This window comes from Burkholderia sp. KJ006 (assembly GCF_000262695.1).
Taxonomy (GTDB): Bacteria; Pseudomonadota; Gammaproteobacteria; order Burkholderiales; family Burkholderiaceae; genus Burkholderia; species Burkholderia vietnamiensis.
This window is the reverse complement of record NC_017921.1, coordinates 1,259,371-1,272,982: the sequence shown is the minus strand read 5'-3', so window position 1 is coordinate 1,272,982 and position 13,612 is coordinate 1,259,371. Positions and strand designations below refer to the sequence as shown.

Below are 13,612 nucleotides of genomic sequence, written 5' to 3'. Positions count from 1 at the left end.
GTGCGAATGCGCCGGCTTTCAGCTGCTCAGTCCGGACGGCGGCCGGGTCACTCCCGCGGCAGGTCGGCAAGTCGTTGCGCAGCGAAGCGCAATCCGCCGAGGATGCGTTCGGCGATCCGCGCCGGAAACCCGGCCGGCAGCGCCGCGCCGACCGATTCGATCACGTGCGGCGTCATCGCTACGAGTCGTTCGACGATCGGCGTAGCGATATCGCCGAGCAGGCAATATTCCGCCATCGCAGTGAAGTGCCGACGCGTGATGTCGCGCATCGCATAGTGCTTGCGCTTGCCGTGCACGGCCATCGCGAGCTTCGCCTTGTGCCACGACCACTGGTTCGCGCCGTCCCCCTCGACCGGCCAGATTGACATCACGTCGTAGAGCGGCGTCAGACGGAAGCGGCCGCCCGGCAGCAGGCGCAGGCTGAAGTTCTTTGCATGCCCGTCCGGCGCGGCGAGCATCCAGAACACCACCAGCGCGGTAAACAGCGTGTCGAGGTCGGCCTGCGCCGTTTCCGACCGGCGCAGGATGCCGGCCAGATCGGGCACGCCGGGGCCGCCCTGCGATTCGTATTTCAGATGCGGCGGCACGCCGAGCGCCTGGCAAAAATCCTCTTGCGGCAAGCGCAACAGCCACCCGCCGTCACGATGCAGCGCGCGATCGAAGCGCGCGACGGACAGCACCTTGTGTGCGCCGAAACGCAGGATGTCGGCATGCGCCGTCGGCAGGCCGAACGCGCGCAGGATCGCAAGGCACAGCCACTCGTTTTCGACGGATGTCGTCAGATCCGCACGCTTGTTGCCGACCAGCCCGAGCGGCAACTTGAGGATATGCGTGGTCGGCGTCGAGCCATGCGGACGCATCCAGCGCCCGTCGTGAAACAGCAGCGCGGTCTTTTCCTGCGCGCCGGCCAGCGACAGGCGGAAGTCGTCGTCGTCCTGCGCACCGCCCGCCGCCCCGCTCGCCTGATCGAGCACGCGCGCCACGTCGTCGTCGGACAACGGCGTACCGTCGATCCGGTCATGGCCGGTCGGCGTTTCATCCTCGCCGAGCAACTGCACCGCGCCGACGCAGTCCCGGCCGAGTGCGGCGAGCAGATCGAACGGCTCGGTCGTCGCCGTGCCGAACCGCGACGCAAGCCGGCGCCGGATCGCGTCGCTGTCGGGCAGCAGGTTGTCGAAGTAGTGATTCACGCGCTCGCCGCGCAACGGCGCAGGACCGATGCCGAACGGCAGCGACAGCGACAGCGGGCGGCCGGCATCCGACTGTTTCCAGCCGGCGTCGTACAGCAGTTCCATGTCGCCGCGCGGGGGAATCCGCCAGATTCCGACCCGCACGCCATTGGCCCAGATCGATAGCGCGCGGCTGTGCGATTTGCGTCCCATCGATTACCACTCGACGTCGGCAGCGTCGCGCCCGTCCTTCGTGCGGATGCTGAGCTCGAGACCGTACAGCGCGGTCAATTCGAGCAACTGCTTGAGCGACAGGCTTTCGGTGCGGATCGTTTCCAGCGACGACAGGCGCGATTGGCCGACGCCGATGCGTGCCGCCGCCTCGGCTTGCGTCAGCCCCTTGGCCTGACGCGCGGACGACAGGATTTCGCCCAGTTGAGCAGGGGTATTGACGATGAGATTCACGGCGGGCGTCCTGGATGCAATCTATGCAGTATATCTCTGACAGGCATAAACGTAAATTATTTCTAACAGGCATAAACGCAAAGTATTCCTGTCAGTAATATTTTCACACTGCAGAGCGCTGCTGCCGGCCGTAGCACGTATGCCAACCCCTATCACCCCTCGTCCGTCCATAGTTTTTATTCGCTGGCGCTCATGATTTTGGCTTTGTCAGATATATGACATCTAATCATCAAATGACAGCGATCTAACATTTCGATGACCTGCACGTTCGCCCACACCGTCGAATCGCACTTTGCCGAGCTGACGCCGACCGCAAAACGCATCGCCAGCTACATGCTCGCGAACCTCGATCGGCTCGGCCTCGAAACCGCCGACCAGATCGCGCAGCAGACCGGCACCAGCGGCATCTCGGTCGGACGCTTCCTGCGCAGCATCGGCTACCGGAACCTCGACGACCTGAAACGCGAACTGCGCGGCGGCGGCAACGATCGCCCATGGATGATCACCGACCGGCTCGACGAGTACCGCCGCGCCGCCGCCGCGCCTGCGACCGCCGACGCGCGCGACGGCGATCGTAGCGGCAGCCCGCTCGCCGCATCGCTCGAGCGCGAGCTCGACGCGATCCGCCACGTGTACCGGCTTGCCGAAGAACCGGTGTTCGCGCAGGTCGCGGACCGCATCGCCGACGCCGACGCGGTGTTCATCCTCGGCATCCAGTCGACGCGCGGCATCAGCAACGCATTCAGCAGCTACCTCGAATACCTGCGCCCGCGCGTGTTCTATTCCGACGGCCAGTCGGGCTCGTACGTCGATTCGCTGAACTCCGAATTCGAGCGGCCGTACTGCATCGTCACCGACACGCGCGCGTATTCGCGCAGCGCGCGCCGCTATTGCCAGGCAGCCGCCGAGCGCGGCCAGCCGTTCGCGCTGGTCACCGACCTGTATTGCCCGTGGGCGCGCGAATGGCCGGCCGACCTGCTGCAGGTGAAGACCGACGTCGGCCAGTTCTGGGATTCGCTCGCGCCGCTCACCTGCCTGTTCAACCTGCTGATCACCGCGGTGGTCGATCGCCTCGGTCCGGCGATCGACCGGCGCGTCGCGCGCAACCGCGAGTTGCAGCGCACGTTCGACCAATTCGAATCCTGAGCGAACCGGACCGCCGATGAACCCTCACCGCCTCGTCGAAATCACCCCCGCCACGCATCGCGTCGAGATCGATCTCGTCTACGCGAGCGCGCGCAACCTGACCGGCAAGCCGATCTACCGCCACACGCACTGCCTGCTGCTCGAACCGGCGGAAGCCGCGCTGCGTCGCGCGATCGACGTCGCCGCGCAGGCCGGCTTCACGCTGCGCATCTACGACGCGTATCGGCCGCCGCAGGCGCAGCAGGTGTTGTGGGATTTCCTGCCCGATCCGAACTTCGTCGCCGACCTCGGCCGCGGCTCGAACCACAGCCGCGGCACCGCGCTCGACCTGACGCTGGTCGGCGCGGACGGCGCGCCGCTCGACATGGGCACCGGCTTCGACGAGATGGTGGCCGCGTCGGGCCACTTCCATGCGGGGCTGCCCGAGCACGTGCAGCGTAACCGGCTGCTGCTGCTCGGCGTGATGCACGCGGCCGGCTTCGCGCATATCGACAGCGAGTGGTGGCATTACGAATTGCCCGGCTCACGCGCGTTGCCGCAGATCGACAACGCCGCGAGCGGCCCGTGGCAACTGATGTAGCGGCGAGGCACGCCGCCGTTTCGATGCACGTGCAACGACTTCAACGACTTCAACGAAAGATGGAGAAGCGCCCATGAAACTCCCGATCTCCCGGCTCGTCGCGGCGCTCGCCGCCGCGTCCGTTCTCGCCGCCGTTCCGCTTCGCGCCGCGCACGCGGCCACGCCGAAGGACATGTTCGTGATGGCGACGCTGCTCGACGAATTCACGACGCTCGACCCCGGCGAGATCTACGAGCTGGTGCCCGAGGAATACGTGGCGAACACCTACGATCGCCTCGTGCGCGTGGACCTGCGCGACCCGTCGAAATTCAACGGCGACGTCGCGCAATCGTGGACGGTCAGCGCCGACGGGCTGACCTATACGTTCAAGCTGCGCACGGGCCTGAAGTTCCACTCGGGCAATCCGCTGACCGCCGACGACGTCGCGTGGTCGATCCAGCGCACGGTGCTGCTCGACAAGGGGCCGGCGGCCGTGCTCACCGGCATCGGCCTCACGAAGGCGAACGTCGCGGCGAACGTGAAGAAGCTCGACGACCAGACGGTGTCGATCACGACCGACCAGAAATACGCGCCGACCTTCGTGCTGAACGTGCTCGGCTCGTGGCCGGCGTCGGTGCTGGACCGCAAGCTGCTGCTGTCGCACCAGCAGGGCAACGACTTCGGCAACGCGTGGCTGAAGACCAACGAGGCCGGCTCCGGCGCATACCGGCTCGTCAAGTGGACGGCTGGCGACAGCATCGTGCTGCAACGCTTCGACGGCTACCGGCTGCCGCTCGCGATGAAGCGCATCGTGCTGCGCCACGTGCCGGAAGCGGCAAGCCAGCGCCTGCTGCTGGAGAACGGCGACGTCGATGCGGCGCGCGACCTGAGCCCCGACGATCTCGCGTCGGTCGTGAAGTCGGGCAAGGCAAAGGTCGCGGCCTCGCCGCAGGCGACGCTGCTGTACCTGGGCCTGAACACGAAGAACCCGACGCTCGCGAAGCCGGAGGTGCAGGAAGCGCTGAAATGGCTGGTCGACTATTCCGGCATCCAGGCCAACGTCGTCAAGACGACCTACAAGGTGCACCAGACCTTCCTGCCGGAAGGCTTCCTCGGCACGCTCAATTCGAACCCGTACAAGCTCGACGTCGCGAAGGCGAAGGCGCTGCTCGCGAAGGCCGGCGTGCCGAACGGCTTCTCGGTGACGATGGACGTGCGCAACGACTATCCGTACACCGAGATCGCGCAGGCCGTGCAGGCCAACTTCGCGCAGGCGGGCGTCAAGGTGCAGCTGATTCCGGGCGACAACAAGCAGACGCTCGCGAAGTACCGCGCACGCCAGCACGACATCTACATCGGCGAATGGTCGGCCGACTACATCGATCCGCACAGCAACGCGCAGGGTTTCGCCTGGAACCCCGACAACTCCGACAAGTCGAGCTATAAAATGCTCGCCTGGCGCAACAGCTGGGACATTCCTCAACTGACGAAGGACACCGACGCCGCGCTCGCCGAACCCACTGCCGCGCAACGCGCGCAGCGCTATCAGGCGATGCAGAAGGCGATGCTCGCGCGCTCGCCGTTCGTGATCATGTTCGAGAAGGTCGCGCAGGTCGCGACGCGGCCGGGCGTGAGCGGGCTCGAAGTCGGGCCGATCAACGATCTCGTGTCGTACCGTAACCTGAAGAAGCAATAACACTCGCCGCATGTCGACTCCCGTCTCCTCCCTCGAAGCGCTGCGCACGCTGCCCGCGCGACGCCCGGCCGTACGCTGGGCGCTGCGCGTGCTGCGCTGGGCGCTCACGCTCGCCGTCACGTTCGCGGGGCTGCTCGCGCTGACGTTCGTGATCGGGCGCAAGGTGCCGATCGACCCCGTGCTCGCGATCCTCGGCGATCGCGCGTCGGCCGACGCTTACGCGGCCGAGCGCATCGCGCTCGGCCTCGACAAGCCGCTCGCGACGCAGTTCCTGATCTACGTGCGCGACGTGCTGCACGGCAATCTCGGGATCTCGCTGCTGACGTCGAACCCCGTGCTCGACGACATCCGCCGTGTGTTCCCCGCGACGCTCGAGCTCGCGACCATCGCGACGTTGATCGGCATCGCGCTCGGCGTGCCGCTCGGCGTCGTGGCCGCGGTCCGGCACAACCGGCCGGTCGACCACATCGCGCGCTTCGTCGGGTTGATCGGCAACTCGGTGCCGGTGTTCTGGCTCGGGCTGATGGGGCTGCTGCTGTTCTATGCGCGGCTGCACTGGGTGGCCGGCCCCGGCCGGCTCGATCCCGTGTACGACGGCATGGTCGACCCGCGCACCGGCAGCCTGCTGATCGACTCGGCGCTCGCGGGCGAATGGGACGTGTTCCGCAACGCGGTGTCGCACATCGCGCTGCCGGCCGCGATCCTCGGCTATTACTCGGTCGCGTATCTGAGCCGGATGACGCGCTCGTTCATGCTCGACCAGCTGAGCCAGGAATACATCGTCACCGCGCGTGCGAAGGGGCTGTCGGAGCGGCGCGTGATCTGGCGGCACGCGTTCGGCAACATCGCGGTGCCGCTGCTCACCGTGATCGCGCTGACCTACAGCAACCTGCTCGAGGGCTCGGTGCTGACCGAGATCGTGTTCGCGTGGCCGGGCCTCGGCTCGTACCTGACCGGCGCGCTGCTGAATGCCGACATGAGCGCGGTGCTCGGCGCGACGCTCGTGATCGGCGCGATGTTCATCACCGTCAACCTGCTGACCGACGCGCTGTATCGCGTGTTCGATCCGCGTGCGCGCTGAGGGCCGCTTCGCCATGACCGCTTCCTGCTGCGCTGCCCTTCCCTTCCTGCCGAAGATCGTCCGCCCATGAACATCGAGCGTCCCACGCTGCGTGCGTGGCTTCTTTCCGACGCCCCCGCGTCGCGTTCGCAGGCCGCGTTCGGCCTCGCGTACCGTCGCTGGCGCCGCTTCGCCACCAATCCGCTGAACCTGTTCGGGCTCGCGATCCTGGTCGCGCTGATCGCGGTCGCGATCGTCGGGCCGCTGATCATGCCGCACGATCCGCTGCGTCAGGTGCTGTCCGACCGGCTGCTGCCGCCCGGCTCGCCATCGCACTGGCTCGGCACCGACCAGCTCGGCCGGGACATCCTGTCGCGGCTGATCGGCGGCTCGCGCATCACGCTCGGCATCGCGCTGCTGGTGGTCGTGATCGTGGTGCCGATCGGCCTGCTGATCGGCACCACGGCCGGCTATTGCGGCGGCTTCGTCGACAGCGTGCTGATGCGCATCACCGACATCGCGCTCGCGTTCCCGAAGATCGTGCTCGCGCTCGCGTTCGCGGCCGCGCTCGGGCCCGGCGTGATCAACGCGGTGGTCGCGATTTCGATCACCGCGTGGCCCGCATACGCGCGGCTCGCGCGCGCCGAGACGATCCGCATCGCGCAGGCCGACTACATTCATGCGGCGCGACTGCAAGGCGCGTCGGGGCCGCGCATCCTGCTGCGCTACATCGTCCCGCTGTGCATGTCGTCGGTGATCGTGCGCGCGACGCTCGACATGGCCGGCATCATCCTGACCGTCGCGGGCCTCGGCTTCCTCGGCCTCGGCGCGCAGCCGCCGAGCCCCGAATGGGGCTTCATGGTCGCGTCGGGCCGCAACGTGCTGCTCGACGCGTGGTGGGTCGCGACGCTGCCCGGCGCGGCGATCCTGCTGGTGAGCCTAGCGTTCAACCTGCTCGGCGACGGGCTGCGCGACGTCTTCGATCCGCGTCATGGAGCGTGACATGCAAGCGAATTCCACTGAAACGGCCGCGCCGCTTTGCGAGATCGACGGGCTGAAGATCGGCTTTCGCGGGCACGACGGCGTCGTGTCCGACGCGGTGCGCGACCTGTCGCTGACGCTCGCGCCCGGCGAGCGGCTCGGCATCGTCGGCGAATCGGGCTCCGGCAAATCTCTGACCGGCCGCGCGCTGCTCGGGCTGCTGCCGGACGCCGCGCGCTGGTCGGCGCGCACCATGCGCTTCGCCGGCCGCGACCTGCTCGCGATGACGCCCGGCGAGCGCCGCAGGCTGTGCGGCAGCCAGATGGGGATGATCCTGCAGGATCCGAAGTATTCGCTGAACCCGGTGATGACCGTCGCGAAGCAGATGGCCGAAGCGTTCCGGCGGCACGAGCCGGGGCTGCGCGGCCGCGCGTTGCGCGAGCGGATCGTCGACGCGCTCGCGGCCGTGCAGATCCGCGATCCGGCCCGCGTCGCCGATGCGTATCCGCACGAGCTGTCGGGCGGGATGGGCCAGCGCGTGATGATCGCGATGATGGTGTCGACCGGCCCGCGGCTGCTGATCGCCGACGAGCCGACCTCGGCGCTCGACGTCGCGGTGTCGATGCAGGTGCTCGCGGTGCTCGACGCGATGATCGCGCAGCACGGCACGGGGCTGATGTTCATCAGCCACGACCTGCCGCTCGTGATGTCGTTCTGCGATCGCGTCGCGGTGATGTATGCAGGCCGCGTGGTCGAAACCTGCGCGGCGCGCGACCTGCGCGATGCGACGCATCCATATACGCGCGGGCTGCTCGCGGCGAATCCGCCGCTCGTGAACCCGCCCGACGAACTCCCCGTGCTGCGGCGCGATCCGGCGTGGCTCGAGGCCGCGCCGCCCGCAAGCATGCCGATGCAACCACCGGAGGCCACACGATGATCGACGTCGATCACGTCTCGATCCGCTTTCCCACTCGCACGGGCCACGTCGATGCGGTGCGCGACGCGAGCTTCGCGGTCCGCGACGGCGAGGTGTTCGGGCTCGTCGGCGAATCGGGCTCCGGCAAGTCGACGCTGCTGCGCGCGCTGACCGGCCTCGTCCCGCTCGCCGGCGGCAGCCTGTCGATCGACGGCCGGGCCGTCGGCGGCACGCCCGATCGCGCCTCGCGCCGCCACGTGCAGATGGTGTTCCAGGATCCGTACGCATCGCTGCATCCGCGCTTCACGGTCGATCAGACGCTGCGCGAGCCGCTGTCGATCCACCGGATCGACGACGCCGATGCACGCATTGCGCGTGCGCTGTCGGAAGTCGGGCTCGGGCCGACGTTCCGCTTCCGCTATCCGCACCAGCTGTCGGGCGGGCAGCGCCAGCGCGTCGCGATCGCGCGCGCGCTGATCGTCGAGCCGCGCGTGCTGCTGCTCGACGAGCCGACCTCCGCGCTCGACGTGTCGGTGCAGGCCGAGATCCTGAACCTGCTGCGCCGCCTGCATCGCGAACGCAAGCTGACGATGATCGTCGTGAGCCACAATCTCGCGGTGATCGGCTTTCTGTGTCAGCGCGTCGCGGTGATGCAGCACGGCCAGATCGTCGAGCAGTTGCGGATCGAGGACGTGCGTGCCGGACAGGTCGCGCGCGACTACACGCGCACGCTGCTGCGCGCGACCGAAGGGTATCGCCGTCTCGATCCGGTTGCCTGACACGCGCGCGACGCATGGGCGTGCAATACTCGGCACCCCGCGCGCCGGTGCATCGGTGTGCCGAGCAATGGAACCTGCGCAGCGCGCGCTGGTCCATTGCTGTTCGTCAACAACTCAATGGCAACAGGGAGGCGTTCATGCTGCAATTCATCGAAACGCTGGTGGTCGGGCTCATCGTCGGCCTGCTCGCGCGCGCATTCAAACCCGGCGACGACAAGATGGGCATCCTGATGACCATCGTACTCGGCGTCGTCGGCTCGCTCATCGCGGGCTATGTCGGCCGCGCCGCCGGCTGGTATGCGCCCGGCCAGGGCGCGGGCTGGATCGCGTCGATCGTCGGCGCGATCGTGCTGCTCGTGATCGTCGGGGCCGTACGCAAGCGCGCGGGCTGAGCGAAGCTGCGGTAGCACGAGGCGGCCGCCCGGAATGGGCGGCCGTTTTTTTGGGTTCTTCGTGGAGTGCAGAAGAGGCACGTCGGTGATCGGCCAGTTCAATTGCCTGTATCGATTGCCTGGCGCTCGCCTGGTACACCCCAGCCGCTAGACGCGCGAGGACGTTAGCCCGACTGTCTCGAGGTGACCAACAAGGGCATCGATGAAAACGCGGACCTTTGCCGACATGCTGCGGTGAGTCGGATACAGCGCGTGAAGCTCGATGGGTTCTCGTCTCAATGACGGAAGCACCCGCACCAAGGTACCTGCCCTCAAGGCGGGAGCAGCGAGGTAGCTTGGAAGAAAACCAATCCCGCCCCCGCCTTCAAGCACGATCTTCTGCGCAGCCGCATCAGGAATAATTGCGCTACCACGCGGCCGTATGGTCAATTCCGCCTGGCCATCCTGAAACACCCAGCTCGTGGGCGCCTCTCGAACGACGAGCCGATGTCCATGAAGCTCGCTTGCCGCCATCGGCGCGCCCGACCGCGACAGGTAGGATGGACTTGCGCACAGCCACAATTCGACCGGCGGCAGCCTGCGTGCGACGAGCGACGAGTCGGGAAGTGTACCGACGCGCACCGCTACGTCGATACCTTCGCGCGCGATGTCGACGTAGTTCGAGTCCGTCGTCAGCTCGACGGTGAGCGCCGGATAGCGGTCGAGAAACTCGGGCAGCATGGGCGCAACGAGCCCCTGTGCGAACGATTGCGTCGTGTTGATGCGTAGCAGCCCGCGCGGTTCCCCCGCGTAGCCATCGATGATCGCCTGCGCTTCCTGCAGGTCGTGAACTGCCCGCGACGCGTAGGGCAGCAGCAGTTTTCCCGCATCGGTCAGCCGGAAGTGTCGGGTGGACCGGTCGAAGAGCGCCGATCCAATCTCCGTCTCCAACCGGACGAGTGCCCGGCTTACGGACGATTTGGGCGACTTCAGCGTGCGTGCCGTGCCTGAAAGGCTTCCGCTATCGGCTAAGCGAAGAAATATGATGAGGTCGGCCTGGTCCATTTCGTGTCGTTTTCCGGAACGCGGAGTCTCGATTCAGCCATCTTATATTCAAATTCGGCACGACCTAGACTTCTCCTCGACGCCGTCCACCGAGCGTCGTGACGAACCGAGGGAGTCATGGACAATACACACACGAGCTGTTTGGTCGTCGGCGCCGCCGGCAATCTTGGGCACCGAATCATCGATGCGTTACTTCGCACGCGACCCGCCGGTGAGATCCGCGCGGGAGTGCGCGGCGGTTCAGCAGGTAAACACGGCAATCGTGCAAGGCAGTGGCTTGCGAACGGCGTAACCGTCGTCAATACTGACCTGGACGACCCGCTCAGCCTCGAGCAAGCCTGTGCCGGCGTCGATACCGTTATTTCGGCAGTTCAGGGTGGCCCCGACATCATCGTCGATGGCCAGGCCCGTTTGCTCGAGGCAGCGCTCGCGGCAGGCGTCCGGCGATTGGTCCCGTCGGACTTCTCCGAGAACCTGTTCTCGATTCCGGAAGGCATCAACCCTTACCTCGACATGCGGCGGACCTTCGATCGCAAGGTCGCGCCGAGCGGCATTGGCCACACCCACATCCTGAACGGTGCCTTCATGGAGGCCGTGTTCTCCAACCCCGGCCTGATCGACGCCAAAGCGGGCACGATCGCTTACTGGGGCGACGACGAGGTGCCCCTCGATTTCACGTCCATGAACGACGTTGCAGCCTGGACCGTGGCTGCCGTCGAGGATCCGGCGGCGGCTAACAGGATAGTGTCCGTGGCAGGCGACTGCCGCACCATTGCCCAGATCGCAGCGGACTATGCAGCAGCGACCGGCAAGGAGCTTCATCGGGTGCGTCGAGGCTCGATCGCGGACGGCTATGCCGAGCTACGGCGAATGGCGAAGGCCGGTGCTCATCCGATGGCAATGCTGCCGCTCCAGTATCTGCTGCCGATGATGTCGGGCGAAGGCACCTTGCGCGACATCGCAAATGACCAATATCCGACCGTGCGGCCGACATCGCTCCTGGACTTCATGAAACGTCACTACGAAGGCGCACGCACGAAATTCGACAGCTAAACTTGCAAGTTAGACTGTCGTGATCTATGCTTTTCGCAAGGCCGCGCTCGGGAGCGCCGCCTTGCGCTGGAAGGTGCCGCCTCTGACCTGACGTTGGCGGTCGGCCAGTTTTCTTGCACCGGTCGTGGTTCATCGATTCCGGCGAACCGAATCTGTCGCGCTCCAGCGGGCTTGCCCGCCTGGACCGCGAGAGCCTTCCTCGCAGATGTCGATCGAGACAGTTCGAGCCTCACGACGTCGCGACCCGGGCTGCTGCCAATCCTTTCGGCTGCCGACTCGGCGATTCCGCGCGTCCCTATCCATTCATGCGTTTCACTCCCTTCGAAAGGACGAGTCATGAGCTTCGTTTCAGCCTTCTTTGCAGGTGCCTTCTTGTGCAACGCGATGCCGCACCTGACTGCCGGTCTGCGCGGCGAAGTTTTTCCGTCTCCGTTTTCGCAGCCGCCCGGAAAGGGGCCATCGTCGCCGCTCGTCAATGTCCTTTGGGGCTTTCTGAACGCACTGATCGGCTTGGCGCTGCTGCTCCAGCATCCGTTCCCGCCCGGGGTGAACGTTGATAGCGCGGCGATGCTCGCCGGCGTGCTGGTCATAGGTGTCTTCTCATCGGTTCACTTCGGCCGTGTACGCCGCGAAGGCTTGTTTTGAGCGTGCACGACGTCGGCACGCGAGTGCCCACCTGCGCAATTTACCGACGGCGACCACGACGAACCCATTGTTGGTACTGCGATCCACACGATCGCCGTTGGTTGACTCCCCAACGATTGGCCGGCAAACCGCCGTTCCTTCCACAGCGCTTGCATGCGCCATCCGTACTACCCCGAGTTGCAGTAGTACAAGTTCGAGATAGATTGATCACCGGAACCCGACGTCCCTTGCGTGCCGTCGTCTCCCCGTTCTCACTCAAGAGGTTCGATGAACTTGCCGTTTACGCATACAGCACCGCAGCGTTGACGGCCTGCCATTCGAGCGGCCTCGCTGCGACGCGCTTCCACTCTGGAGCCTGTCATGAAGCATCGCCGTGCTACCGCCTCGTTCGCCCTCGCTGCCGCGCTTCTGGTTTCATCGTCTTCCTTCGCGGCCGGCGCGTCCGGCATAGTTCGCTTCACCGGCATGATCGTCGAGCCGCCCTGCTCGTTCACGGTCGACAGCGCCGATGCGCAGCATGCGCGCATGCGTCCCGATTGCCCGCGCCCGGCCACCGGCCAAGTCGCGTTCGTCGACGCGGCCACGCTGCGCACGGTCGCCACCACGTCGTTCTCCCAGGGTTCGCGCACGATCGTCGTCCCCGAGCGCGCCGGCACCGCCCATGCGCCGCTGATCGCCGTCGTCACCTACCAGTAGGAAGCGTCGCCCGATACTGCGCGCGTCAGTCGCGATGGCAGGCGATCCAGTCGCTGAACGCGCGGATCTTCTGCTGACTGCCGATGCTCTCCGGATAGACGAAGTAGTAGCGCGCGCCGGTCTCGAGCACGATGTCGAACGGCCGCTCGAGCCGGTGTGCGCGGACGTCGTCGTCGACGAGCGTCACGTCGCCGATCGCGACGCCGAAGCCCTGCATCGCCGCATTCGTCGCGAGGTCGAGCGTGTCGAAGGTCGGGCCGCGCTGCGCGTCGACGCCGCGCTCGCCCGCATGCTCGAGCCACGCGCGCCAGTCGCGATGATCGCGCGTCGGATGCAGCAGCGTATGGCGCACGAGATCGCCGGCCGCGTCGAGCGGCGCGGCGTGCCGCAGCTCCGGTGCGCACACCGGCGTCAGCCGCTCGTCGAACAACGGCAGCGCGACGACGCCCGCGCCCGGCGACGTACCGTAGACGATCGCCGCATCGAACGGCTCGGTCGAGAAATCGACGACGTGCTGCCACGCGGTCGTGATCTGCACGTGCAGATCCGGATGCTCGCCCTGGAACCGCATGATGCGCGGCAGCATCCAGCGGATCACGCAGGTCGGCACCTTCAGCGCGAGATCGGTGCGCTGCCGCGTGAGCTTCATCGAGATGTCCTCGATGCGCGCGAAGCTCTCGTTGACGACCGGCAGCAACTGCTCGCCCTCCGGCGTCAGCAGAAGGCCCTTCGCGTGCCGCTTGAACAGCGGAAAACCGTAGTGCGCCTCGAGCGCCTGGATCTGGCGGCTCACCGCCCCCTGCGTGACGCACAGCTGCTCGGCCGCACGCGTGAAGCTGCGGTGGCGGGCCACCGTGGAGAAGATCTGCAGCGCGTGCAGAGGCGGAAGTCGGCGCATGGCGAGGCAGGTAAGCAGACGAACTGCGCGAACCAACGGCGCGCATGAAGCGCGCATCGCGCAGGCACACCGCGCGCCGGGACGGGCGCGGGCTGACCGACACGATAAGCGAA

The 13,612-nt window shown here is 66.6% G+C and carries 15 protein-coding genes; 11 read left to right on the top strand and 4 right to left on the bottom strand.

Translation table 11 applies throughout. The features are described 5' to 3' along the window. Positions 1-47 precede the first annotated feature (47 nt). Together MYA_RS19750 and MYA_RS19745 are read right to left on the bottom strand one after the other, a co-directional pair. Positions 48-1,382, bottom strand: coding sequence for a type II toxin-antitoxin system HipA family toxin (locus tag MYA_RS19750; protein ID WP_014724758.1), 1,335 nt, complete (start codon positions 1,380-1,382; stop codon positions 48-50). A gap of 3 nt (positions 1,383-1,385) precedes the next feature. Beyond that, positions 1,386-1,634, bottom strand: coding sequence for a helix-turn-helix domain-containing protein (locus MYA_RS19745; RefSeq protein ID WP_011882387.1), 249 nt, complete (start codon positions 1,632-1,634; stop codon positions 1,386-1,388). Positions 1,635-1,889: 255 nt separating this feature from the next. Here MYA_RS19745 and sapR point away from each other — a divergent pair, with 255 nt between their 5' ends. From sapR to MYA_RS19705, 8 genes are all read left to right on the top strand, one after another. Further along, positions 1,890-2,780 (top strand): sap1 transcriptional regulator SapR, encoded by an 891-nt coding sequence (gene sapR / locus MYA_RS19740; protein WP_034195142.1) that lies wholly within the window; start codon positions 1,890-1,892, stop codon positions 2,778-2,780. A 16-nt stretch (positions 2,781-2,796) separates the two neighbouring features. Continuing rightward, positions 2,797-3,360 (top strand): D-alanyl-D-alanine dipeptidase, encoded by a 564-nt coding sequence (gene ddpX / locus MYA_RS19735; RefSeq protein ID WP_014724757.1) that lies wholly within the window; start codon positions 2,797-2,799, stop codon positions 3,358-3,360. A 73-nt stretch (positions 3,361-3,433) separates the two neighbouring features. Next, complete coding sequence (locus tag MYA_RS19730) at positions 3,434-5,035, top strand: ABC transporter substrate-binding protein (RefSeq protein ID WP_011882390.1); 1,602 nt, start codon at positions 3,434-3,436, stop codon at positions 5,033-5,035. A gap of 10 nt (positions 5,036-5,045) precedes the next feature. Continuing rightward, complete coding sequence (locus tag MYA_RS19725; RefSeq protein WP_014724756.1) at positions 5,046-6,116, top strand: ABC transporter permease; 1,071 nt, start codon at positions 5,046-5,048, stop codon at positions 6,114-6,116. A gap of 66 nt (positions 6,117-6,182) precedes the next feature. Beyond that, positions 6,183-7,097 carry a nickel transporter permease gene (gene nikC / locus MYA_RS19720; protein WP_011882392.1) on the top strand — a complete coding sequence of 305 codons (915 nt, stop codon included), beginning with the start codon at positions 6,183-6,185 and terminating at the stop codon, positions 7,095-7,097. 1 nt (position 7,098) lies between these two features. Next, positions 7,099-8,013 carry an ABC transporter ATP-binding protein gene (locus MYA_RS19715; RefSeq protein WP_014724755.1) on the top strand — a complete coding sequence of 305 codons (915 nt, stop codon included), beginning with the start codon at positions 7,099-7,101 and terminating at the stop codon, positions 8,011-8,013. Further along, positions 8,010-8,771: an ABC transporter ATP-binding protein gene (locus tag MYA_RS19710; protein ID WP_014724754.1), complete on the top strand. Its 762-nt coding sequence runs from the start codon at positions 8,010-8,012 to the stop codon at positions 8,769-8,771. Before MYA_RS19715 ends, MYA_RS19710 begins: the two co-directional genes overlap by 4 nt. Before the next feature lie 137 nt (positions 8,772-8,908). After that, positions 8,909-9,163, top strand: coding sequence for a GlsB/YeaQ/YmgE family stress response membrane protein (locus MYA_RS19705; RefSeq protein ID WP_011882395.1), 255 nt, complete (start codon positions 8,909-8,911; stop codon positions 9,161-9,163). A 147-nt stretch (positions 9,164-9,310) separates the two neighbouring features. Here MYA_RS19705 and MYA_RS19700 read toward each other — a convergent pair whose 3' ends face one another. Next, complete coding sequence (locus MYA_RS19700) at positions 9,311-10,207, bottom strand: LysR family transcriptional regulator (protein ID WP_011882396.1); 897 nt, start codon at positions 10,205-10,207, stop codon at positions 9,311-9,313. A 117-nt stretch (positions 10,208-10,324) separates the two neighbouring features. Here MYA_RS19700 and MYA_RS19695 point away from each other — a divergent pair, with 117 nt between their 5' ends. The 3 genes from MYA_RS19695 (at position 10,325) to MYA_RS19685 (ending at position 12,601) form a co-directional block, all read left to right on the top strand. Further along, complete coding sequence (locus MYA_RS19695; protein ID WP_034195147.1) at positions 10,325-11,260, top strand: NmrA family NAD(P)-binding protein; 936 nt, start codon at positions 10,325-10,327, stop codon at positions 11,258-11,260. A gap of 336 nt (positions 11,261-11,596) precedes the next feature. Next, the gene (locus MYA_RS19690) at positions 11,597-11,905 is read left to right on the top strand and encodes a hypothetical protein (protein ID WP_011882398.1); all 309 of its coding nucleotides are present in this window, start codon (positions 11,597-11,599) and stop codon (positions 11,903-11,905) included. Between the two features lie 360 nt (positions 11,906-12,265). Further along, positions 12,266-12,601 carry a hypothetical protein gene (locus MYA_RS19685; protein ID WP_014724751.1) on the top strand — a complete coding sequence of 112 codons (336 nt, stop codon included), beginning with the start codon at positions 12,266-12,268 and terminating at the stop codon, positions 12,599-12,601. A gap of 25 nt (positions 12,602-12,626) precedes the next feature. On the opposite strand, the gene MYA_RS19680 is transcribed toward MYA_RS19685, so the two are convergent. Beyond that, positions 12,627-13,499 carry a LysR substrate-binding domain-containing protein gene (locus MYA_RS19680; protein WP_014724750.1) on the bottom strand — a complete coding sequence of 291 codons (873 nt, stop codon included), beginning with the start codon at positions 13,497-13,499 and terminating at the stop codon, positions 12,627-12,629. Positions 13,500-13,612: the final 113 nt, after the last annotated feature.

Bases quoted from the DNA above. Each gene is read 5' to 3' on its own strand.
- MYA_RS19730 (WP_011882390.1), top strand. From the start codon at position 3,434: ATGAAACTCCCGATCTCCCGGCTCGTCGCGGCGCTCGCCGCCGCGTCC.
- MYA_RS19700 (WP_011882396.1), bottom strand. From the start codon at position 10,207: ATGGACCAGGCCGACCTCATCATATTTCTTCGCTTAGCCGATAGCGGA.
- MYA_RS19725 (WP_014724756.1), top strand. From the start codon at position 5,046: ATGTCGACTCCCGTCTCCTCCCTCGAAGCGCTGCGCACGCTGCCCGCG.
- MYA_RS19685 (WP_014724751.1), top strand. From the start codon at position 12,266: ATGAAGCATCGCCGTGCTACCGCCTCGTTCGCCCTCGCTGCCGCGCTT.
- MYA_RS19715 (WP_014724755.1), top strand. From the start codon at position 7,099: ATGCAAGCGAATTCCACTGAAACGGCCGCGCCGCTTTGCGAGATCGAC.
- MYA_RS19680 (WP_014724750.1), bottom strand. From the start codon at position 13,499: ATGCGCCGACTTCCGCCTCTGCACGCGCTGCAGATCTTCTCCACGGTG.
- ddpX (WP_014724757.1), top strand. From the start codon at position 2,797: ATGAACCCTCACCGCCTCGTCGAAATCACCCCCGCCACGCATCGCGTC.
- sapR (WP_034195142.1), top strand. From the start codon at position 1,890: ATGACCTGCACGTTCGCCCACACCGTCGAATCGCACTTTGCCGAGCTG.
- MYA_RS19710 (WP_014724754.1), top strand. From the start codon at position 8,010: ATGATCGACGTCGATCACGTCTCGATCCGCTTTCCCACTCGCACGGGC.
- MYA_RS19690 (WP_011882398.1), top strand. From the start codon at position 11,597: ATGAGCTTCGTTTCAGCCTTCTTTGCAGGTGCCTTCTTGTGCAACGCG.
- MYA_RS19695 (WP_034195147.1), top strand. From the start codon at position 10,325: ATGGACAATACACACACGAGCTGTTTGGTCGTCGGCGCCGCCGGCAAT.
- MYA_RS19750 (WP_014724758.1), bottom strand. From the start codon at position 1,382: ATGGGACGCAAATCGCACAGCCGCGCGCTATCGATCTGGGCCAATGGC.
- MYA_RS19705 (WP_011882395.1), top strand. From the start codon at position 8,909: ATGCTGCAATTCATCGAAACGCTGGTGGTCGGGCTCATCGTCGGCCTG.
- nikC (WP_011882392.1), top strand. From the start codon at position 6,183: ATGAACATCGAGCGTCCCACGCTGCGTGCGTGGCTTCTTTCCGACGCC.